The sequence below is a fragment of the Pseudorhodoplanes sp. genome (genome assembly GCF_046289595.1).
Taxonomy (GTDB): Bacteria; Pseudomonadota; Alphaproteobacteria; order Rhizobiales; family Xanthobacteraceae; genus Pseudorhodoplanes.
The window spans coordinates 7,589-29,118 of sequence record NZ_JBKBVB010000009.1 but is presented as its reverse complement, the minus strand read 5'-3'; the positions used below and the strand labels follow the sequence as shown (position 1 = coordinate 29,118).

23 protein-coding genes are annotated in these 21,530 nt (G+C 63.7%); 9 read left to right on the top strand and 14 right to left on the bottom strand.

Translation table 11 applies throughout. The features are described from left to right. Positions 1 to 60: 60 nt before the first annotated feature. Positions 61 to 573: a GNAT family N-acetyltransferase gene (locus ACK41X_RS03990; protein ID WP_409719500.1), complete on the bottom strand. Its 513-nt coding sequence runs from the start codon at positions 571 to 573 to the stop codon at positions 61 to 63. Positions 574 to 750: 177 nt separating this feature from the next. Between ACK41X_RS03990 and ACK41X_RS03985 the strand changes: the two genes are divergently transcribed. Continuing rightward, complete coding sequence (locus ACK41X_RS03985; RefSeq protein WP_409719552.1) at positions 751 to 1,731, top strand: glutathione S-transferase family protein; 981 nt, start codon at positions 751 to 753, stop codon at positions 1,729 to 1,731. A gap of 108 nt (positions 1,732 to 1,839) precedes the next feature. Further along, the gene (locus ACK41X_RS03980; RefSeq protein ID WP_409719498.1) at positions 1,840 to 2,283 is read left to right on the top strand and encodes a PRC-barrel domain-containing protein; all 444 of its coding nucleotides are present in this window, start codon (positions 1,840 to 1,842) and stop codon (positions 2,281 to 2,283) included. A 65-nt stretch (positions 2,284 to 2,348) separates the two neighbouring features. Here the strand turns inward: ACK41X_RS03980 and ACK41X_RS03975 are convergent, their stop codons facing one another. Continuing rightward, a complete protein-coding gene (locus ACK41X_RS03975; protein ID WP_409719496.1) occupies positions 2,349 to 2,795 on the bottom strand; it encodes an NUDIX domain-containing protein in 447 nt (148 codons plus the stop codon). A 138-nt stretch (positions 2,796 to 2,933) separates the two neighbouring features. On the opposite strand from ACK41X_RS03975, the gene ACK41X_RS03970 reads away from it, so the two are divergent. Next, positions 2,934 to 3,824 carry a metallophosphoesterase family protein gene (locus tag ACK41X_RS03970; protein ID WP_409719494.1) on the top strand — a complete coding sequence of 297 codons (891 nt, stop codon included), beginning with the start codon at positions 2,934 to 2,936 and terminating at the stop codon, positions 3,822 to 3,824. Positions 3,825 to 3,849: 25 nt separating this feature from the next. Here ACK41X_RS03970 and ACK41X_RS03965 read toward each other — a convergent pair whose 3' ends face one another. Genes ACK41X_RS03965 through ACK41X_RS03955 form a run of 3 tightly spaced genes read right to left on the bottom strand, consistent with a single transcriptional unit; the run spans position 3,850 to position 5,296 of the window. Next, positions 3,850 to 4,383 carry a hypothetical protein gene (locus tag ACK41X_RS03965; protein WP_409719492.1) on the bottom strand — a complete coding sequence of 178 codons (534 nt, stop codon included), beginning with the start codon at positions 4,381 to 4,383 and terminating at the stop codon, positions 3,850 to 3,852. Positions 4,384 to 4,438: 55 nt separating this feature from the next. Continuing rightward, entirely contained in the window at positions 4,439 to 5,083 is a 645-nt protein-coding gene (locus ACK41X_RS03960; protein ID WP_409719490.1) for a hydroxypyruvate isomerase family protein, read from the bottom strand. 27 nt (positions 5,084 to 5,110) lie between these two features. Then, positions 5,111 to 5,296, bottom strand: a complete 186-nt coding sequence (locus ACK41X_RS03955) for a hypothetical protein (protein ID WP_409719488.1) — start codon at positions 5,294 to 5,296, stop codon at positions 5,111 to 5,113. A 252-nt stretch (positions 5,297 to 5,548) separates the two neighbouring features. On the opposite strand from ACK41X_RS03955, the gene ACK41X_RS03950 reads away from it, so the two are divergent. Continuing rightward, positions 5,549 to 6,952 carry a hypothetical protein gene (locus ACK41X_RS03950; RefSeq protein WP_409719486.1) on the top strand — a complete coding sequence of 468 codons (1,404 nt, stop codon included), beginning with the start codon at positions 5,549 to 5,551 and terminating at the stop codon, positions 6,950 to 6,952. Positions 6,953 to 6,956: 4 nt separating this feature from the next. Next, positions 6,957 to 7,883 (top strand): methylenetetrahydrofolate reductase, encoded by a 927-nt coding sequence (locus ACK41X_RS03945; RefSeq protein WP_409719484.1) that lies wholly within the window; start codon positions 6,957 to 6,959, stop codon positions 7,881 to 7,883. A gap of 73 nt (positions 7,884 to 7,956) precedes the next feature. Here the strand turns inward: ACK41X_RS03945 and gtdA are convergent, their stop codons facing one another. Beyond that, a complete protein-coding gene (gene gtdA / locus ACK41X_RS03940) occupies positions 7,957 to 9,030 on the bottom strand; it encodes a gentisate 1,2-dioxygenase (protein ID WP_409719482.1) in 1,074 nt (357 codons plus the stop codon). A 185-nt stretch (positions 9,031 to 9,215) separates the two neighbouring features. After that, positions 9,216 to 9,995, bottom strand: coding sequence for an SDR family NAD(P)-dependent oxidoreductase (locus ACK41X_RS03935; protein ID WP_409719480.1), 780 nt, complete (start codon positions 9,993 to 9,995; stop codon positions 9,216 to 9,218). Positions 9,996 to 10,055: 60 nt separating this feature from the next. Here ACK41X_RS03935 and ACK41X_RS03930 point away from each other — a divergent pair, with 60 nt between their 5' ends. Beyond that, a complete protein-coding gene (locus ACK41X_RS03930) occupies positions 10,056 to 10,658 on the top strand; it encodes a nuclear transport factor 2 family protein (RefSeq protein ID WP_409719478.1) in 603 nt (200 codons plus the stop codon). 73 nt (positions 10,659 to 10,731) lie between these two features. Beyond that, positions 10,732 to 11,844, top strand: a complete 1,113-nt coding sequence (locus tag ACK41X_RS03925; protein ID WP_409719476.1) for an NADH:flavin oxidoreductase/NADH oxidase — start codon at positions 10,732 to 10,734, stop codon at positions 11,842 to 11,844. Between the two features lie 61 nt (positions 11,845 to 11,905). Here ACK41X_RS03925 and ACK41X_RS03920 read toward each other — a convergent pair whose 3' ends face one another. Beyond that, a complete protein-coding gene (locus tag ACK41X_RS03920; RefSeq protein ID WP_409719474.1) occupies positions 11,906 to 12,466 on the bottom strand; it encodes an NADPH-dependent FMN reductase in 561 nt (186 codons plus the stop codon). A 162-nt stretch (positions 12,467 to 12,628) separates the two neighbouring features. Continuing rightward, a complete protein-coding gene (locus ACK41X_RS03915) occupies positions 12,629 to 13,603 on the bottom strand; it encodes a Bug family tripartite tricarboxylate transporter substrate binding protein (RefSeq protein ID WP_409719472.1) in 975 nt (324 codons plus the stop codon). A gap of 130 nt (positions 13,604 to 13,733) precedes the next feature. Here ACK41X_RS03915 and ACK41X_RS03910 point away from each other — a divergent pair, with 130 nt between their 5' ends. Continuing rightward, entirely contained in the window at positions 13,734 to 14,576 is an 843-nt protein-coding gene (locus ACK41X_RS03910) for an IclR family transcriptional regulator (protein ID WP_409719470.1), read from the top strand. 12 nt (positions 14,577 to 14,588) lie between these two features. Here the strand turns inward: ACK41X_RS03910 and ACK41X_RS03905 are convergent, their stop codons facing one another. The 5 genes from ACK41X_RS03905 to egtB all read right to left on the bottom strand — a co-directional run bounded on the left by ACK41X_RS03905 (position 14,589) and on the right by egtB (position 19,993). Continuing rightward, positions 14,589 to 15,665, bottom strand: coding sequence for a malate/lactate/ureidoglycolate dehydrogenase (locus ACK41X_RS03905; RefSeq protein ID WP_409719468.1), 1,077 nt, complete (start codon positions 15,663 to 15,665; stop codon positions 14,589 to 14,591). A 3-nt stretch (positions 15,666 to 15,668) separates the two neighbouring features. Further along, entirely contained in the window at positions 15,669 to 16,703 is a 1,035-nt protein-coding gene (locus ACK41X_RS03900) for an ABC transporter substrate-binding protein (protein WP_409719466.1), read from the bottom strand. Then, positions 16,704 to 17,576, bottom strand: coding sequence for a fumarylacetoacetate hydrolase family protein (locus ACK41X_RS03895; RefSeq protein ID WP_409719464.1), 873 nt, complete (start codon positions 17,574 to 17,576; stop codon positions 16,704 to 16,706). It abuts the gene before it with no gap. Between the two features lie 213 nt (positions 17,577 to 17,789). Further along, the gene (gene egtD, locus ACK41X_RS03890; protein ID WP_409719462.1) at positions 17,790 to 18,764 is read right to left on the bottom strand and encodes an L-histidine N(alpha)-methyltransferase; all 975 of its coding nucleotides are present in this window, start codon (positions 18,762 to 18,764) and stop codon (positions 17,790 to 17,792) included. Then, on the bottom strand, positions 18,764 to 19,993 hold the full coding sequence (egtB, locus tag ACK41X_RS03885) for an ergothioneine biosynthesis protein EgtB (RefSeq protein ID WP_409719460.1): 1,230 nt from the start codon (positions 19,991 to 19,993) through the stop codon (positions 18,764 to 18,766). Before egtB ends, egtD begins: the two co-directional genes overlap by 1 nt. Before the next feature lie 212 nt (positions 19,994 to 20,205). Between egtB and ACK41X_RS03880 the strand changes: the two genes are divergently transcribed. Then, complete coding sequence (locus ACK41X_RS03880) at positions 20,206 to 21,378, top strand: TonB family protein (protein WP_409719458.1); 1,173 nt, start codon at positions 20,206 to 20,208, stop codon at positions 21,376 to 21,378. Positions 21,379 to 21,530: the final 152 nt, after the last annotated feature.

Genomic DNA, 21,530 nt, shown 5'->3' with positions numbered 1-21,530 from the left:
CTCCGCTCTGTTTCTGAGCACGCCGGAAATTCAGCGTGCCGGCCCCGGGCCACAAGGAGATCAATTTTCCGCCGCCCAGTCCGGCCGCACCGCGCCCTTGACCCCCTCGAAGGCACCCTCGACAAGCTCGACGAAAAGCAGCCGCGCCGGATCGACAGGCCCCGGCATCTTGATGCGCCCGCGTGGTGCGCGCTTGAAACCCACACGCGCGTAAAAGGGCTCGTCGCCGACCAGAATCACCAACCGGTGCCCGCGCTCCTTTGCGTCGGCCAGCGCGCGTTGCATCAGTGCCAGCGCGATGCCGCGATCGCGGAAGGGCGGCTCGATGGTGAGCGGGCCGAGCAACAGTGCCGGCGTTTCGCCGATCCGTACCGGCGACAACCGCAGCGATCCGACCAGCAGCGTGCCGATACGCGCCGTATAGGACAGCGCCAGATCGTGGCCGATGCCCTCGCGGATGCGATAGGCCGTGCGGGCAAAACGGCCGGGACCGAAAGTACGCTCGTGCAGCCGGTCAATCGCCAGCGCGTCGTCTGCGGTTTCCGGCAGAATGGTGATGGAGAGATCGGTCATCGCGGTTGCGGCTGAAATGGCGCATGCGCTCTAGCATCTGGCTTGCGCGAAATCCATGCCCCGTCATGCATTCCGTGCCGCGGGACGGCACCTGCCGCGCGGATTTGGCGCTTGGCGCGGCTCTCGGCAGCCGCCATACACCTCGGCGTAACGAACGGCACGGAAGGCGGCAGCGGCATGGGTTTCTTTCTCGACGGCGTCTGGCACGACAAATGGTACGACACTGACAAGACCAAGGGCCGGTTCCAGCGCGAACCCACACGGTTTCACAACTGGATCACGCCGGACGGCGCGCCCGGGCCTGAGGGCGCTGGCGGTTTTGCGGCGGAAGCCGGCCGCTACCACCTCTATGTCTCGCTCGCCTGCCCCTGGGCGCACCGGACACTGATATTCCGCAAGCTGAAGAAGCTGGAAGACCTGATCTCGGTGTCGGTGGTTTCTCCGATGATGTTCGACAAGGGCTGGACCTTCAATCGAGACGAGGGCTCGACCGGCGACCACCTTTACGACGCTGCGACGCTCGGAGAAATCTATCTCAAGAGCGATGCCAAATATTCCGGCCGCGTCACCGTGCCGGTGCTGTGGGACAGGCAGCGCAAGACAATCGTCAACAACGAGTCCTCGCAGATCATCCGGATGCTCAATACGGCGTTCGACGCAATCACGGGGGACAAAGCGGATTTCTATCCGCAGGCCCTGCGCGAGGACATCGACGCGATCAACGCGCGCGTCTACGAGACCGTGAACAATGGCGTCTATCGCTGCGGTTTCGCGACCACACAGGAGGCCTACGAAGAGGCGTTCGGCCAGCTGTTCGATACGCTCGACATGCTGGACGAGCGGCTCTCGAAGCAGCGCTATCTGTGCGGCTCTGCCGTCACCGAAGCCGACTGGCGGCTGTTCCCGACGCTGGTCCGGTTCGACGCGGTCTATGTCGGGCATTTCAAATGCAACCTGCGGCGGATCGAGGACTATTCGAATTTATCGAATTATACGCGCGAACTGTTTCAATGGCCCGGCGTCGCCGAGACCGTCGATCTCGCGCATATCAAACGTCACTATTACGGCAGCCATCGCAACATCAACCCCACGGGAATCGTTCCGTTAGGGCCCGCGCTCGACTTCATGCGGCCGCATGATCGCGGGCGCTTCGGTTGAAGCAGGCGGAACCGGAACCCAACGCTGCGACACGAAATCGGCGCACCATGCGGAACATTCAGGCCTCCGCAGACTTCCCCTCCTGTCATCCCCAAAGGAGGAATAACCATGAAGACTTCCACCCTTCTTGTGGCCGCCGCACTGTTTGCGACGCCGGCTCTGGCGCAAACCACCACGGCGCCGCAGCCCGGCACTCCGGCCGCGACAAATCAGATGAACCAGCAGACCATGCCGCAGGCCGCCACCGGCCAATGGCGCGCCTCCAAGCTGATCGGCGTCGGTGTCTATAACCAGCAGAACGAGAAGCTCGGCGACATCAACGAGCTGATCATGACCTCGAACGGTCAGGTGTCGGGTGCGGTGATCGGCGTCGGCGGCTTCCTCGGCATTGGCGAGCGTGACGTGATGGTGCCGTTGGACAAACTGACCTTCAGGAATGAACGTGGCGCCACCACCGGCGCCGGCACCGCAGACCGGCAGTGGTATCCGGACCGCGCCGAGCTGAATGCGACCAAGGATCAGCTTAAGGATATGCCGGAGTTCAAGTACTAACCGGACGCTGCGACCACCGACGCAGCAACGGGGCGGAGGCGCGGCGCGTCTCCGCCCCGGCTGCGTCACCAGGTCTCGCTGCGGACCGCGCCATCGAAGACTTCGGCGATCCGCAAACGGGTGCCAGGGGTCGTTTCCTCGGGCAGCCGGTCCTGGGAAAAAAAGCCGTGCGCCACGATTTCCGCATTGGGCTGAGGCGGCGCCGTCTGCGTGAAGGACGGCAGAACGAACAACGCCACATGGTCGCGGTCCGAGGCAGCGGGGTTGAAATACAAACCGAAGAATTCGGGGGCAGGACCGATGTCGATATTGCCCTCTTCGCGCATTTCCCGGCGAAGCGCCGCAAGCAGGGTCTCGCCCGGCTCGACACCCCCTCCCGGCAGATGCCACCCGGAAATATAGGAGTGTTTGACAAGAAAAATCCGGCGTTCGGCGTCGATGGCCATGCCGCGGACACCAAGGGTCAGACCGCGGGAAAAGCGCCAATAAAGATGCATCATCCGGCGAATCATCGGACAGTCCATGCTCGCAGACCGGCCTCATCGCCATCCCGGCCTTGGCGAGGGGACTTGGCGGCGTCATCGAATTGCGTCACCGGATCACTATAGTCTGAATCGACTCGCCCCCAGAAAGCCGTCACCGTCCGAGACATGTTTCTCCTCGCGCATATGTCAGACCCGCATCTGGGGCCGATGCCGTCAGCGCGCATCCGCGAACTCGCGGGCAAACGCGCCATCGGCTACATGAACTGGCACCGGCGGCGGAAGACCTTCCATCGGGGCGAGGTGCTGTCGCGCATCGTCGCCGACATCAAGTCGCACCGTCCTGACCATATCGCGGTAACGGGGGATATTCTCAATATCGCGCTGCCCGGCGAATTCGCCCCCTCGAGGGTGTGGCTGGATACGGTCGGTCCGGCCCATGACGTCACGTTCGTTCCCGGCAACCACGATGCCTATGTCCGCAAGGCGGCGCGCGAATGGCATTCGCACTGGGGCGACTTCATGAAGGGCGACACCACCGGGGCCGACCATTTCCCTTTTGTGCGCCGGCGCGGCGAGGTGGCGCTGATCGGCCTTTCCAGCGCCATCACCACGGCGCCTTTCATGGCGACGGGAAAGCTCGGCCCCCAGCAGCTGCACGCGCTGGCCGAGCTTCTTGATCGGCTTTCCTCCGAGGGTCTGTTTCGCGTGGTGCTGATTCATCATCCGCCGGTGACAAAGGCGGCCTACCGCTTCAAGCGGCTGATCGACGCCGACAAGTTTCGCCAGGTGCTGCGCCGGCACGGCGCCGAACTGGTATTGCACGGACACGATCATATTCATTCCCTGGTCATGCTGGACGGCCCGTCGGGCAAAATACCTGCGGTCGGCGTCCCCTCTGCCTCGGCGATCGGCGGCGAGGGCGACCGCGCCGGCTATAACCTCTATTCCATCGGCCGGTCCGGCAATCACTGGCGCTGCGAGATGACACGGCGCGGGCTCGCGCCGGGGACCGAGACCATCGTGGATCTCGGACAGCGCGCCTTGATGGCTGCATAACGATTGCGGCAGCAGTGCCGTCAGCTCAACCGGCTACGAGCGCGGCGATGACCAGCGCCGCAATGCCCGCAATCAGCCCAAGGACGAAAGCACCAACAAGTCCCGCGCCATGACGGCGGACAACAGGCCGCTCCGGCTCCTGCGCCAGCACCCGCTCGCGTTCGATCAGGCGCGCCGCCACATAGCGCGTGATCGCCTTCGCAGTGACGCCGATATCCGGGGATTCCGACAAGACCTTGCGTCCGTAGCGGGTGTCCTGGACGAAACGGTAGGTGCGCTTGTCGCGCCCCATCATCACATGCGCGGTGGCATCGATCCACAGCCGCGGGATCTCGCCTCGGCTGACGCCGCGATCGAAAATATCGACGCCGGTCGGGACATCGGCGAAAACCGGATCCAGCGCCTCGTTGAGCAAATCGAGCCGCGCCGCTTCGGCTTCCCGCATCTCGAGCACGATGCCGGACCGCTCGGCCGCCTCGACCCGTGCCTGCCGCAGCGCTTCTTTCAGCGGCGAAACCGTCTCGGCCGGCGCCTCTCGATGCTTCTTGCGTCCCCACATAACTCGAAAGTAGCGTTCCCATCGCGCTGCCGAAAGGGGCGGTTACAGCCTTATTTCAAACGATCAGGGATCGCAGCCACCCAGATCCATCCTCCGTTCGTGCGCGCGGATGGTACTCGGCCGCCACCCAGCCCTGATACCCGGACGCATCGATTGCACGGAAGATTTCGCGGTAATTCACTTCGCCCTCATCCGGCTCGTGACGCGAGGGAACCGCGGCGATCTGCACATGTCGGATCACCGGCAGATACTGCTCGAAGCGCCGGATCAGATCGCCGCCCATGATCTGGGCGTGGTAAAAATCAAACTGGATACCGACATTCGGCTTGCCGATCTTTGCGACGATATCGGCGGCATGCTCCACGCGGTTGAGAAAATAATTCGGCCGATCGCGATTGTTGATCGGCTCGATCAGCAGCGTGATTCCCGTTTCGGCGGCGGCGTCCGCCGCCCGTGACAGATTTGCGATGTAGGTGCGCTCGGCCGCGGGACGGTCGTTCACCGGAACGAAGCCCGCGAGAACGTGGATCGCCCGGCCGCCGACGGCCGTGATGTAGTCCAGCGCCTGCGCGAACAGCGCGTCGAAGTCGCGCTCGCGCTTGGGCACGGCGGCCAGCCCGAACTGCCCCTCCCCGCCCCGTTCGGTATTGATGCCGAGCATCGTGAGGCCGCATTCTTCAATCGCCGCCCGCAGCGCCACGGCCGGCGTTGTATACGGAAACTGCCCCTAGACCGCTGCAAAGCCGGCGGCTGCCGCAGCGCGGGGCCGCTCGATGAGCGGCCGGTCGGAGAAGAGATAGGCGATATTGGCTGCAAAACGGGGCATTTCCTCTCCCATCGTGACGTGGCCTTCCGCATTCATCACGGTCTGCCAGCGAACCCGGATGCCCGAGATTGTGCACAATTTCGCCATTTCGTGCGATCTCGGGCTAAGCGAGGCGCCAATGTGGGCAACGCATAACCAGCAAAATCATGCCTCATGACATGGCTGAATCTCGCAATAAAATCATAAATATCGATATCTTATTAGTGTTGGGCAATTGCCCATATTGGTCCCCATAAAGCAGGTGGGACGTTTTGTGGTTGACGCGCTGTATACAGAGGCGTTCCATTCCTCAAAATAACAAATGTTTTCTTTGCGAGGATAGCGAGCGAGGGCCGTGCGATGAACGCACAAGAGCTGCTGCAGGAAATCTCCGACTATTGCCGTCAGGCCGGTCTGGCCGAGTCCACCTTCGGCAGACGCGCCGTCAACGACGGCAAGCTGACCAGCCGCCTGCGCAACGGTGGGCGGATCACCACCGAGACTCTCGATCGCATCCGCACCTTCATGACCATTCACAACGGCAGAGAAAGCGCGCGACCCATGATCATCGAACGCGGTGCACGTCCGGCGACCATCGATCCCGTACCGGCGAGCCCCGCGCCCGCCAACGCCAATAACGACGGCAACCGCGAGTTCCGGTTCTTCGACAACCGGCAGAAATATCTGCTGTTTGTGAATACCTGCAGCGAGAAATGGGTGGTCGCAAACAAGGTCGCGCAGGAACTCGGCAACATCCATCCGCGTCCGCCGGCGGTGCGCCTGTTCGATGCGGGCCTCGGCGACGGCACTGTGCTGACGCGTGTGATGCGCGCCATGCACCACCGCTTTCCGAACCAGCCCTTCTACATCTCCGGCAAGGAGATCAGCCTCGAAGACATCCGGCTGACGCTCGAAAAGATGCCGGACCGGCTCTACGAGCATCCTGCGACCGTGCTGGTGCTGACGAACATGTATTATTCCGAGGCGCCCTGGCTGACGGTGAAGTCGACCGCCGCCGCCAACAGCCTCGTCTGGAACGAGGTCGCGCTGACCGGCAACACCTCGCACGATTTCGAGGAGCAGATCACCGGGCTTCAGAACTTCCTGTCGGAGAACTGGAAGGCCGGCGTCAGCCCGAAGACCGGCAATCCGGTCTATGAGCGGCCCGTGGTGCTCGTGATTTACCGGCAGGATCATAAATTCCTGCTCGACCCGATCATCCCGCGGCGCGGTGCTGCGAATGCCGATTTCGATCTCGTCATCGCTTCCCAGCCCTATCGCGCCCGCGCCTCGGCCGAGTTCAAGGCGCAGAAGGTGATTGCCCCGCTTGCCCGCGCGCTCGGGCCCGGCGGACGCCTGATCGCGATTCATTCCTGCGGCAACGATCCGGGCTCCGAGATCGTGCAAAGCGTGTGGCCAGGCGACAATCCGTTCCAGACCGACCGCCACACCATCCTGCGCGAAGTGAAGAAGGCGCTCGGCCCGGCCGCGCGCGACCTGAACTTCAACACCTATGCCGATAACCGCGCGATCTTCCGCTACGACATGCACACACTGCCAAGCGAAGTCACCGGCTCGATCGGCACCTCGACCGTGCTCGCCGCCTGGAATGCCGCGATCTATGTGTCGCAGGTCGAGGACGAACGGCTCAACGAAGCCGTCCAGGACGGCCGCTACCTCGACGCCACCCGCGAGGTGCTGCGCAAGTACAACGGGCTCTGGTTCAACGACGAATCCTACGTCATCTCGCGAAGAAGAGAATAAGCAAATGGGTTTGCCACTTCGAAAACCTTCGCCTCGCTTCGAGGCCGACTCCGTCGGCGACATCCGCGCCTTCCTGCAGGATTTTTCACTGGAGGTGACGCGGCCGAAGCTGGCCGATCTCGAAGCGATCCGCGACAGCGCGGGCGCTGGCGTCCGCGTCTATGTCAGCGCGATCCCGACCCGGCCGTCGGCCGAGCTCATCGAGCAATCGGCGATGACGCGAAAGGTCGGCCTTGAGCCGATCCCGCATATCGCCGTGCGCAACTATACCAGCCGGGACGAATTGTCCGGACTGATCGCGCGTCTCGCGTCCGACGCCGGCGTGAAGCATGTGCTGGTGATCTCGGGCGATCGCGGCGACTCGGCTGGGCCTTTCACGTCGTCGCTGGAAATCATCGAAAGCGGCATCCTCCAGCAACACGGCATCACGCATGTCAGCGTTGCCGGCCATCCCGACGGACATCCGGTGGTTTCCGACGAGGTGATGCACCGCGCCCTGCTCACGAAAATCGAGGCCGCCGAACAGAGCGGGTTGACGGCCGACATCGTTACACAATTCGGCTTCGATGCCGGCGGCATCACCCGCTGGGTGATGAAAATGCGCGATCTCGGGGTTGAAGTGCCGGTCCGCATCGGCCTCGCCGGCCCGACCAATCTGACCACGCTTTTGCGATACGCTCAGCGCTGCGGGGTGAAGGCCTCGATCGGCGGCATCACCAAGCATGCGGGGCTGGTCAAGAACCTGTTCGGCGTCAGCGCACCCGACGCCATTGTGCGCAAGCTTGCAGAAGAGAACGCCAGCGGCGTGCTCGGCAACGTTGCGGCGCATTACTTCTCGTTCGGCGGCGTCGCGGCCACCTCGAAATGGGCAGCGCATGCGGCGCAGGGCCGGATCGTGCTGGAAGGCGACGGTTTCTCGGTCGAGCCGTAACCCGCCGCGTATCGCCAAACGAAAAAGCCCCCGCTCAGGCGGGGGCTTTTGCGTTTCGCCGCAGCGGCGCCGGTCAGTTGAGCTCGCGCCAGATGCCGAGCGATTCCTGCATCGGCCGGTCCGAGATCGAGAACAACACGCTCTGGTCGTCGGCCTTGTGGGAATATTGCTTCCAGGACGGGATCACGAACACATCGCGCGGCCCCCATTCGAATACGTCGCCGTCGATCGTGGTCTGGCCCTTGCCCTCCAGGCACGCGAAGATGGTGCCGTCGGTCGAGCGATAGGGCTGGCCCTTGAAGCCCTTCGGCAACAGCGACAGATGCGCGCCCATGGTCGGCGTCGACCAGCCGCCATTGAACGGGTTGGCGTAGCGGATGCGGAAGCCGTGATACGGGTTGATGTCGTCGGTCCTGGCCATGCGGTCGAGGATCGGACGCACCCGCTCATAGGCGTAATTAATGATCGGCGATTCCTTCTTGGTGTTGGTGCCGTCCGGCAGCACGCCCGAGCCGTAGCGCCACAGCGAGTCGTTGTCGGTGAACTTGGTGTTCTGCACCGCCGAGTCGAGATGCTCGGAAAACGCGGTCTCGAAGAAGTTGATGGTCGGCACGTCGAGCACGTCGAGCCAGATCATCGGCTTGCTTGACTCATTGCCGTGGTCGTGCGCGGTCCAGCTCGGCGTGAGGACGAAGTCGCCGTATTTCATGATGGTTTTTTCGCCATCGACCTGGGTATAGGCGCCCTCGCCGTCGAGGATCAGACGAATCGCGCCGGCGGTGTGACGGTGGGCGCCGGCGATCTCACCGGGCAGGATGAGCTGCAGGCCAGCATAGAGCGACGGGGTGACGCGCGACTGACCGCGTAGCGCCGGATTCTCCAGCACCAGCACGCGGCGCTCGGCCTCCTCGGCGGTGAGGAGCCCGCCGGCTTCCTCCACCATCGGCTTGACCTCGTTGAAATGCCAGATGGCCGGGGCGGCGATGGATTTCGGGCTCTTGGCCACGAGATCCTTCAGCACCTCCCAGAGCGGCGCCATGTCCCGCTGCGAAATCTTCTCGTAAAAGGCCGCGCGCTTGGGATCCTTGCTGCCCTCGTAAACCTTCGCCTTTTTGTCGCTGACCTGAACGGCGCTAGCGGTCGCCATACGTTCCTCCTTGCAGAATTTCTGGGGGATGATTGCCTTGACAATAGTCGCAAATCGGCCCCGATCCTAGAGGGTTCAGTGCTGCGGCATATCAGCCATTCGGGCATTTCACCGGCCGGATAATTGATCTTCATCGTGTCGCGATGAAGATTGACGGCGGCACACCGCCGGCGACCGGCCCGCCCTCAGGTATTGATCGAGCCGCCGTCGACCGCGATGGTCTGGCCGGTCACGAAATCGCTCTCGGCCGAGGACAGGAAAATCAGCGCGCCCAGAAGATCAGCGGGATACTGGTCGCGTTTGAAGGCGCGGCTGCCAACCACCCGCGCCTTCAGCGCCTCGTCATGGGTGCCGCTTTCGACCAGCGTCTCGCTCATCACCAGCCCCGGCGACAGCGTGTTGACGCAAATGCCATGCTCGCCGAGTTCGCGCGACAGAGTCCGCGTGAAGGTCGCGATCGCGCCCTTGGAGGCGGTGTAATGCAGCATGCCGGGCAGGCCCTTATAGACCGTGCCGGAGCCGATATTGACGATCTTGCCGTATTTTCGCGCGATCATGTGCGGCACGGCGTGTTTCACGGTCAGAAACGACCCACGCACATTGACCGCGAACACCTTGTCCCAGAGATCCACGTCGATGTCCTGCACCTTGGTATGGTGCAGCGGCGCGAATAGCGCGGCGTTGTTGACGAGAATATCGATCTTGCCGAAGCGCTCGATGGTCCGGTCTACCAGCGCCTTGACCTGATCCTCGGAGCTGACGTCGCAGGTCACGCTCATCGTGGCATTGGCGCCGTGTTTGGCGGCGATCTGGGATGCCGCTTCATCGCCGCCCGAAATGTCGGCGATCACCACGCCCGCCCCTTCCGCGGCCAGCGCCTCCGAATAATGCCGCCCGATCCCCTTGGCCCCGCCGGTGACGATCGCGGTCCGTCCCGCAAGCCTTGCCAGCTCCGTCCTTGCCATGTCCGTCCCAGCCTTTAGAAAGTCGGCCGAGTTATGACCCCGACAGGACAAAAGCGCAACATGACCCCTGAGACCGAAGACCGCCTCGCCATCCGTGAACTGATCGAGAACTGGGCCATCCTGCGCGACGCCAGGTTGTGGGACGAATTCCGCAAGGTCTGGCACGACGACGGCGTGATGCAGGCGACCTGGTTTCAGGGCACCTGCGACGAATTCATCAAGGTGAGCCAGGAGGGCTACGAGAAGGGGGTGCGCATTCTACATTTCCTCGGCGGCACAACCATCGAGATCAATGCCCATCGTGCGGTCGCCCAGACCAAGATGACGATTTCGCAACGCGGCCCGGTCGACGGTGTGGTCTGCGACGTGGTCTGCACTGGCCGCTTCTACGACTTTTTCGAAAAGCGCTTCAGCCAGTGGGGCCTTGTGCTGCGCCAGCCGATCTATGAGAAAGACCGCTGCGATCCGGTCGACCCGTCCGCCACGCTGAAGCTCGACCAATCCATCCTCGATCTCTATCCGGAAGGCTACCGCCATCTTGCCTATCTGCAGCACAAGATTGGCTACAAGGTGAAGCGCGACATGCCCGGCCTCGACGGCCCCGAGCTAGAAGCGCTCTATGCCCGCGGCAGGGGATGGCTCGAAGGCAAGGAAGCGCAATAAGGCGGCACAAAACGCGGCACGGTATCGGCCGCCTGACCGGTATCGCTACAATTGCAACTGGGGGAAAGTTGTTATGTCGTCCGTTCTGTTTTCGCCGATCACGCTGCGTGGACTGACGTTGCCGAACCGCATCGCTGTCTCGCCGATGTGCCAATACGCCTCCACTGACGGTTCGGCGACGGACTGGCATATCCAGCATCTCGGCAGCTTTTCGCTCGGCGCGGCCGGCCTCGTCATCACCGAGATGACCATGGTCAGCCGCGTCGGCCGCATTTCCCATAAATGCGCGGGTCTCTATTCCGACGAAAACGAAAAGGCACTGAAGCGCGTCATCGATTTCTGCAAGAGCGTCGGCGTCGCCAAGCAGGGCATCCAGATCGGCCATGCCGGGCGCAAGGGCTCGACCCAGCCGCCCGGACAGGGCGGCCAGCCGCTCAAGCCCGGGGAAGACGCTTGGGAAACGCTTGGACCGTCCCCGATCCCGTTCGGCGAGGGCTGGCCGCTCCCGCGCGAAATGACCACGGCCGACCTGAAACAGGTGCAGGATGAGTTCGTCAGCGCCGTGCAGCGCGCCGACCGCGTGGGCTACGACCTTGTCGAAATCCATGGCGGCCATGGCTATCTGCTGAACCAGTTCCTGTCGCCGCTCGCCAACCAGCGCAGCGACGACTATGGAGGCTCGGCGCAAAAGCGCATGCGCTATCCGCTGGAAGTGTTCGAAGCCTGCCGCGCGGTCTGGCCGAAGGACAAGCCGATGGGCATTCGCGTTTCGGCGGTGGACTGGGTCGAGGGCGGCACCACCATCGAGGATACGGTGGCTCTCGCCAAAGAGCTGAAAAGGCTCGGCTGCGACTATATCGATGTGTCAAGCGGCAATGTCGATCTGCGCCAGAAGGTGCCGTTCGCGCCGGGCTTCAACGTACCCTTCGCAGCCCAGGTCAAACGCGAGGCGGGCATTCCGACCATGGTGGTCGGCCTGATCACCAAGGCACACGAGGCAGAAGAGATTGTCGCCTCCGGCAAGGCCGACATGATCGCCATCGGCCGCGGCGCGATGTGGGATCCGCGCTGGGCCTGGCATGCAGCGGAAGAGCTGGGTGTCGAAACCGACTATCCGCCGCGCGCGCGCGCGGCGCATCCATCGCTTCGGCCGCAGGTGTTTCCGAACCGCGCCAAATCCGCCTGAGGTTTATCGGGGGCAGGCGAAAGACGCACCCCCGATGGTCCTTTCGATGCGAGCGGGCCGCTCAGCCCTGATGATGCTTGTGGCGGACGATGAATTTCTCGAACGCCTCGAGCTGCTGCTTCACCACGCCGCGGGTCGCCTCGTCCTTCAGTTCGCCGGTCTTGTCGTCGAACTTGTTCTGCGCCTGCGCCACCAGCACTTCGGGCGTGTTGAACACGAAGGCGTTCAGATAAACCATCGCCTGGCGCAGATGATATTGCATGCGCGCGCCGCCCAGAATGCCCATCGAGCAGGATTGCAGACAGACCGGCTTGTTGACGAAGGGCTGCTCCTTCATGCGCGAGACCCAGTCGAGCGCATTCTTCAGCCCGCCCGGAATTGTCCAATTATATTCCGGTGAAACGATGATGACGCCATCGGCCCCGCGGATCGCGGACGCGAGCGCCTCGGCCTCTGCCGGGAAGCCTTGAGCCTGCAGGTCGCTGTTGTAGAGCGGCATTTCGATAGGCGGCGAAGCCGTGATCGTCATGCCGGACGGCGCGAGCGCGGGCAGTGCATTGGCCAGCATGCGGTTGAACGATGCCTTGCGCAGGCTGCCGCAGATCGTAATCACATTCGACATTCTCGATACCTCATAGGCGTTCAATCATCGGTCCAGGGAATATCGGACCCAAAGTCCCGGCTCGCGGGTAGATAGCGATGCTGCCCGGAAATGTCACCCGCCCCAAAAGACCGAAGGACCGGCACCGTTGCCGGCCCTTCGCAAACGGAAACGGATCGAAGGTCAGCGCTGCTCGATACCGGCCTTCTTCATCAGGTCGCTCCATTTGGCGATTTCGGAAGCGACATGCTTGGTCAATTCCTCGTTGCTCGAGGTCTTGACCACGATGCCGGTCTTGGCGATCGCCGCCTTCACCTCGTCCTTGGCAAGCACGTCCTGCACCGCCTTGGTGAACTTGTCGACCACCGGCTTCGGGGTGCCTGCCGGCATCGCAAAACCATACCAGCTGGTCACGTCGTAGCCCGGCACGCCAGCTTCGGCGAGCGTCGGTATATTGGGATAGGCCGGATTGCGTTCGGAGGACGTCACCGCCAGCGCCTTGACATTCCCGGAATCGATCTGGCCGCGCACCGCCGGCAGCAATTCGAAGGTGAGCTGCATATCGCCCTGCATCATCGAGGTGAGGACATCCGGCGTGGTCTTGAACGGCACATGCCGGATGTCGGCCCCGGACAGCACGCGAAACAATTCTCCGGCGAAGTGCTGCGTGGTGCCGACGCCGCCGGCGGCGCCGAAATTATATTTGCCAGGATCGGCCTTGGCCTTGGCGAGGACGTCCTTGACATCCTTCACATCGAATTTCGGAGAGGCGACCAGAAGCAGCGGCACGGTACCGATCTGCGTGGTCATCTGGAAATCCTTGACCGGATCGTAGGGCAGCTTCTTGTACAGCGCGCCCGCGACCGCGTGCGCATTGCTGAGCACAAGCACCGTGTAGCCGTCCTTCTCGGATTTCGCGACCGTGTCGGCGCCGAGCGTCGATCCTGCGCCGGGCTTGTTCTCGACCACGAAGCTCTGGCCCAGTTTCTCCTGCAATTGCTGCGCGATGATGCGGCTGACAATGTCGGTGCCGCCGCCGGCGCCATAGGGCACGAGGAATTTAACGGTCCGCGCCGGCCATTCCTGCGCTGCCGCAGGTCCGGTCGCCGCGACCGCGACCCCGACGGCAGCCGCCGCAAGCCAGTTTCCAAGTTTCATCCTGCTTCCTCCCTGTTGGTCGAAATCGGGCCCGGGTTGACGAGACCGGAGGCCCGTTCTTGTCCGCTTGCTTGCGCGCGCGTTCGAAGACTGGTACAAATAAGTTCACGTATATGAACTAATTCAGAAAATGAAACCGAAGTCGATAGCGGCTGTCAAGTCGGCCAATCGCGCACTCGACATTCTCGAATATGTGGCGGATGCGACAGAGCCGCCCACCTTCTCGCAATTGCTGACGACGCTCGGTTTTCCCCGCAGCAGCCTGTTTCATTTGCTCACCAATCTGCTTGCGCGCGGCTATCTGGAACAGGAGGGCGCAGGCGGGCGCTACCGCCTCGGTCCAAGGCTCGGGCAGCTGGCCGCGCAGATGCAGGGACCGACGCTCGCCTCGCTCGTCTTGCCGCATCTGCGCACGTTGAGCGACGCGCTGAACGAGACCTCCGGCTTCAACGTGCGGATCGGCGACACCGTCGAAGCGGTTGCAACAGTCATCGGCCGGCAGGCGCTCACCTTCACCATGAAGGTCAGCGAACGCGCGCCGCTTTATGCGGTCTCGTCCGGGAAAGTCGTGCTGGCGCGGATGAGCCCCGCGGAGCTCGACGCCTATTTCGACCGGGTCAGCCTGCAACCGATCACGGCTCGGACGCTGCAGTCGAAAAGCGCGTTGCGGCGCGAGATCGCCGCGGCGCGACGCGAGGGTTTTGCCTGTTCGCACGAGGAATTCACGCCGGGCATCACCGGCATCGCCACCGCTGTGGAGAAGGACGGGCAGCTGCTCGGCATGGTGAACCTTGCTGTGCCGACTGCGCGCTTCACCGAAAGCCAGACCGCCCTGTTCCGGCGCGAATTGCGCTCGGCGGCAGCCGCGCTCGGCCAGGCGCTCCGGCTTGAGACCGTACAGAGCTATGCGCCGCATGCATCTACGTCAGGCGGAATCGGCGAACATGTGCGGGACGCCGCCACGGCGAAATAAGGCGCCGCCGGCCTATCCCGGCAGCCCCTCGTCGACGCCGACCGAACGCGCGGTGGCGCGCAACGCCTCGCAGGTTTCGTCCGTCAGCGGAATGCCATTGGCGAGACGCTCGGCCCTGCGCTGTGCTTCCGGCTCGCCCGGGAGCAGCACCGGCTCGGCGGCATCGATCGGCTTTGCGCTTTTCACATAGGCGATGAAGCGCGACAATTCGGCCGGGAACATCTGATCCGGATCGAGCCGTTCGGGATCGACATAGAACGAGAACATGCCCTGCGACCAGCGTGTTTCGGAGTTGGAGGCCCCGTTGCCGGTGAGCGCACCGCCGAGCAATTCGCACATCAGCGCAAGGCCCGACCCCTTGTGATCGCCGAAGGCGCGCAACGCGCCCCTGCCCTTCTTGTGGTCGCGTACGCCCGATTCCGGGTCGTAGTCGCCGTAAAGCTCGCGCGGATCGTGGCTCGGCTTGCCCTCCCCCGAAACCAGCGCATCGGCGGGCAGTGTCTTGCCGCCCTGGCTTGCGACCAGCACCTTGCCTTCCGCGACCAGCGAAGTGGCGAAATCGAGAATGACCGGCAAGCCGCCCGGCCGCGGCACACCGATACAGACCGGCGCCGTCGAGAAGCGCCGGTCGATGCCGCCAAACGGGGCGACCAGCACCGAGCCCGCGACATTGACGAAATGCACCGACACGAGGCCGTGCTCGGCTGCCATCTCCGCCCATTCGCCGACGCGCCCGACATGGCCCGAATGGCGCACGCCAATCGCCGAGAGACCATGCGCGCGGCATTTCTCGATGCCGAGCGCGACCGCCTGCGGCGCGATGGTCTGGCCGAAGCCAAATTGCCCGTCCAGTATCGCGATCACCGGCGTATCGACCACGCGTTGCGCGATCTGGTCGGCAACGAGGAGCCCGTCGCGCTTCCAGGCGACGTAACGCGGCACGCGCGCCACGCCATGGCTGTCATGGCCGGTGAGATTGGCATTCACGAGGCTGCGGCCGATGCGTTCGGCCTCCGCGCGCGATGAGTCGAGCCTGGAGAAAATATCGGCGACGAAACCGACGAGCTTTTCGGCATTGACGAGAGGCATCTCCTACGATCCCTCGCCCGCGGCGATCGCGGGCGCGACCACATCTTTCCAGCTGAAGACGCCCTGCTTCAGGCGATTGTCGCGGCGCAGATAATCCGCAGTCGCCTCAATGCCGAATACGCCGCTGCCGAATTCGTCCTTGAGGTCGCGCAGAATGCCCTCGACCGCACGCGCATCGAGCGTATGCGAGGGCTCCCATTTCAGCCAGATCGTTGCGGCACGGCGCGGCTCCTTGCGGATGACGGCAGAGGCCTCGTCGATCGCCTTTGCCAGCACCCCAGGAAGCTTCGGATGCGCGTTCAATGTGGCGCGCGTCGATGCCATGACCAGGAAAGACGCCTTGCCGCCGATCATGTCTGCCGATGTCGTGACCGCCCGGATTTTGGGATCGCGCAAAGCGATCTGGGTGAAGGGCGGCGAGGAAAAATAGGCCGCGACACCCTTGCCACCGGTCAGCGCCTCGACCGACTCCTGATGCGGCATCTCGACGAGCTGCCGCAGCAACCGGTCGCGTCCGCCGAACCAGGGATTGGTCTGCATGCGCAGATACGCGACCTGCGGCGCAGTCAGCATCGGGACGGCGATCTTATCGGCCGGCTTGATATCGCTGAGCACGCGGATGTCGGGCCGTGCGGTCAGCAGCACGAGCGGCAATGTTGTGAGCCCGGATACCGCCAGCAATTCCTGCGGCGTCCGCCACGCGGCATCTCGCGCCAGCAAAAAGGCCGGCAGCCCATAGGGGCCGGCAGCGATCTCGCCCTTGCTCAGAGCCTGACGCATCGGCGCTGCGGATTGAAACCGCCGCAGCACCACACGGCCCGATAGACCCTGCGTAATGGCGTGCTTGTCGAAAAGCTTCAACTCCTGCGCCACAAAGAGCGGCAGAAAGCCGATGCCGTGGCCAACGCCGATCGCGATGTTGGCCGGCTTTTGCACACGCTCGCCTCTGACGCGCTCGTCCTTGCCACCGGTCTGCGCGGCGCAGGGCGCCGCCAAGACGAGGGCAACGAAAAGCGTCGCGAGCGCGCGCAGGACCATTTATGCCTGCTTCTCGTCCTCGATCGGATTCACGAGAATGCCGACGCCCTCGATGTCGATCTCGCAGACGTCGCCGTGCTTCATCCACAGCGGCGGCTTGCGCGCATGGCCGACGCCGGACGGCGTACCGGTGACAATCACATCGCCCGGCATCAGGGTCATGCCCTGGCTGATATCGACCAGCGTCTCGGCAACCGGGAACAGCATGTTCGCGGTGTTGTCGGATTGCAGCACCTGCCCGTTTAGCCGCGTCTGGATTTTCAGGCCGACGGCGCCGGGCGGCAATTCGTCGGCGGTCACCATCCAGGGGCCAAAGCCGCCGGTCATGTCAAAATTCTTGCCCATGTCCCATTGCGCGGTGCGGCGCTGGAATTGCCGGATCGAGCCGTCATTGAAGCAAGAATAGCCGGCGATACAGGAATAGGCGTTGTCCAGCGTCAAATGCTTCGCCTGCTTGCCGATCACGATCAGGAGTTCGCATTCATAGTCGAGCGTCTCGGAGACCAGCGGCCGGATGATCGGCATCTTGTGCGGCACGAGCGACGTGGTGCAGCGCATGAAGATTGACGGCGCGGTCGGCTTCTGGTGGCCGCCTTCCTTGGCATGCTCCAGATAGTTGAGCCCGAGGCAGACGATCTTGCCGGGATTGGCGACGGGCAGCGTGTACTTGATCCCGTCGAGCGGGACGCGCGCCGCGGCCGGGGCTTTTTTCGCCGCATCCGCGAGCGCGGACAGATCGCCGCCGGTCCGCGCCAGCACCGCGCCGAGATCGGCCGGGATCGTGGGATCGACCGCCTGCAGGTCGATCACCTGGTCGCCTTCCACGACGCCGAGGTGCAATTGTCTGTCGCGTTCGAAACCGACGATCTTCATTTGACGGAAATCCCGATTGGCTGGAATGACGGACGGCAGGGTCCGGGCCGGTTGTTTAGCCGCTCGGAAGGCGATCGCCAAGACCGGCCACGGTCATTCCAAGGGCATCCGCCAAGCGAAGCGAAAGCGGATAAACCTCGAATGCCTACGTTCGGGCTTACCTATGAATTCCGGGTCCGCCTGACTTTGGCAGGCGCCCCTGGAATGACTGGGTCAGGCCAATTCGAGCGCGCAAACCGCGAAATTGCCCTTCGCGTCGGTCCAGCGGTCGAGCAGCTTCCAGCCTGCCCCGCGCGCCAGTGCGGCAAAGGATTCCGGGCTGTATTTGTAGCTGTTCTCGGTATGGATGGTCTCGCCCGCGCGGAACTCGAAGGCCGAACCGGCCACCGTCACCTTCTGGCGCGCACGGCTTGCCAGATGCATCTCGATCCGGTTGCGCTCGCGGTTGTAGAAGGCATGGTGTTCGAAGCCGTCGAGCTTGAAATTCCCGCCAAGCTCGCGGTTGATCCGGCGCAGCAGGTTGAGGTTGAAGCGCGCGGTGACGCCAGCGGCATCGTTATAGGCCGCATTCAGCACCTTCTCGTCCTTGACGAGATCGACGCCGACGATCATCACCGCGCCCTTGCCGAGAATGGTGCCGGCATGGCGCAGGAAGGCCGCGGCCTCGTGCGGTTCGAAATTGCCGATGGTCGACCCCGGAAAGAAGCCGATCTTGGGCAGGTCCGCGACGGCCTCCGGCAGCGCAAACGGCTCCATGAAGTCGGCCACCACAGGCAGGATTACGAGATTGGGATAATGCTTGCGGAGCGCCGCGGCTTCGGCATTGAGAAACTCGCCCGCTATGTCCACGGGGACATAGGCTTTCAGCTTGCGTGCGGCATCGAGCAGGAAGCGCACCTTGATGCAGGCGCCGCTGCCGAACTCGACCAGGGCCGCACCAGTCGGGAAATGCTGCACGATCGCGCCGGCCTGCATGCGCAGGATTTCGTGCTCGCTGCGCGTCGGGTAATATTCCGCCGTGCGCGTGATGTCCTCAAACAGCCGCGAGCCATCGCTGTCATAGAAATATTTCGGCGCGATGCGTTTCGGCGTTGCCGACAGTCCGGCGACCACATCATGCGCGAAACTTTCCTTTTCGGCACCGCGCGTCGTGAGCGGTGCCGCCACCAGTCCGGATTTTCGGTTCATTACAGATACTCCGCGAGCCTGAGCCCTGTGAATTGCCAGCGTGCCGGCGGATGGAAGAAGTTGCGGTAGGTCAGCCGCGCATGTCCTTCGGGTGTTGCGAGCGATGAGCCGCGCAACACCATCTGGTTGATCATGAACTTGCCGTTGTATTCGCCGATCGCCCCCTCCGGCGCGCGGTAGCCCGGATAGGGCAGATAGGCGCTGCGGGTCCATTGCCACACGATGCCGAAAGCGTCGTCGATGAGATTGTGGCGCGCCGCAACTTCCCATTCCGCTTCGGTCGGCAGGTCCTTGCCGGCCCAGCGCGCAAAGGCATCGGCCTCATAATAGCTCACATGCATCACAGGCGCGGCCGGATCGGCCGGACGCAAGCCACCGAGAGTCATGACATGCCAGTGGCCGTCGCGTTGCCGCCAATGGCCCGGCGCCTGCCAGTCCTCGGCTTCGCGCCTGGCCCATCCGTCGGAGAGCCACAGCGACGCTTTCTCATAACCGCCGTCGGCGATGAACTCGATCCATTGTGCGTTGGTGACAAGGCCGCGCGCGATCCGCACCGGCTGCGTCAGCACGCGGTGCTGCGGCGCCTCGTTGTCGAAATGAAAGCCATCGCCCTCATGCCCGATCTGGTGGATACCGGTCGGGATCTCGGCAAAGGTCTCGCCGGTCTGCGCGGCCGGCATTGTCCAGCCTTTGTCATAGACCGGATGGGTCGGGTTCTGGGCGAAGGCATGCAGGATGTCGGTGAGCATCAATTCCTGATGCTGCTGTTCGTGATGCAGTCCGATCTCGAGAATCGGAAAAATGCTGCGCGCCTGCTGTTCGTCAGCCTGTTCGATCAGACGTACCACAGCCGCATCGACATGGGTGCGATAGGCGGTCACGTCGTGCGCATCCGGGCGCGTGATTAGCCCGCGCTGGGGACGGGCGTGACGCGGCCCTGCGGCCACATAATAGGAATTGAACAGGAACGGAAAGCGCTCGTCGAAAATGCGGTAATCCGGCAGATGCGGCACCAGGAGAAAAGTCTCGAAGAACCAGGTGACATGCGCACGGTGCCACTTGGTGGGACTCGCGTCCGCCATCGACTGGACGATCTGGTCCTCGGGCGAGAGCCGCGCCGCGCGGGCCTCGGTCTCGGCGCGCACGGATCGAAACGCGGCGAGCCAATCTCGCGGGCGAGCCTGAGAATCGAGAGGGGCATCCGAACTGCGCAGGACCGTGGATCGCATCGATATTCCCCCAGCGAAGGCGTCAGACGCCTTAGATGGTGCTTTCCCAGACTGGCTCAATGAACGGTGTGAAAATTAGTTCCTCCCTAGCCCCCTGCTATGCACTCAGCGGGATGCTGAAAAACACTGTGTTATCAACCGGCGATGTGCAGCAAGCCGCCGGTGTGGCGTGCACGCTTGATCCATGACACCTCTTGCCGCAGGGTGCAGCGATGTCATCCCCCGAATCCAAGCCATTGACGCTGCCCAAAATCGTACCGTCCGACCGGCTTGGCACGGTGATGCCGGCGCCGCCTGCGGCTCTCGAAGGGGCCGATCTGACCAATGTCATCGTGCTGGCGCATCGCCGCTCGACCGGCGAGATCGAAGCACCCGAAGTCAGGGTCAAGAACAGCGAGCGCCCGGCCCCGTTCATGCCCTGGCGCGACCGTGCGCCATGGACGGCGCTGGCGGCGGCCGCGTTGCTGCTTCATCTCGCTGTGCTGCTTGCTTTTCTGCGCGATCCCGCGCCGCTCGCAAGCCTGGCGCTGGATTCGATCTCCGTCGACATCGTGCTGGGCGGCGAGACCGAGGCAGGGATCGCGCAGCTGCCGAGTCCGGCCGAGTCGGCGCCATCAGCACCGGCCGAAACCAAGCCCGAAGAGCAGACACCGACCGAACAGCCGGTCGAGGCGACCGAGCAGACCAAACCCGATCTCAGACCGCGTATCGAGACGGAAACAAGCGAGGTCAAGCCCGAACCGACCAAGCCCGAAGAAGCCAAGTCCGAGGAACCAAAGCGCGAAGAACAAAAGCCGGAGGAAAAGCCACGGCTTGCGGCGACCGCCGAGCCGGAGCCCGCGACCGTGGCCGCCGAGCCTGAACCGACGCCGACACCCGCCGAACGGGAAACGGTTCCGACCGCCGCAGCGATGGCCGAGGTTGAGAGCGCGCCTGCGCCGAAAACACCGGAGCCAGAACCGGCAAAGCCGGTCGAGGAGCCCGTCGCAACAAAGCCGCCGCCAGTGAACGAGCCCGCGGAGAAGCCGCGGCCGCAATCGAAGCCCTCGCCGCCGAGCGTTGCCGCCTCGCGCAGCGGGGTCGGCATCGGTTCCTCGCGCGACATTCGCAACTGGGCGGCGCGCGTTTCCGCCCAGCTCGCGCGCAACAAGCGCTATCCGGGCGACGCGCTCGCGCGCGGCATCGGCGGCACTGCGAGCGTGTCTTTCTCGCTGGATGCGGAGGGCCGCGTGTTGTCGGTGCGGCTGGCGCGCTCATCCGGCAATGCCAGCCTCGACCGCGAGAGCCAGGACCTGGTGCGCCGGTCATCGCCGTTCCCGCCGCCGCCGCAGGGCCGGGCGTCGATCACAGTGCCGGTGAATTTCAATGTGCTGACGGGGCGGTAGCGGCTAGCTCAGCGCCGCGACCGCCTTTTTCAGCCCCTCGCCAGATTCGTCGGCCATCGCCGCCTTGGGCAAGGAGGAAAGAGCGGGCGCAACATTCCCGCGCGCGCGGAGAGTCGGGGGCAGCGCCACCCACGGCTCGTATTTCTTGCGGC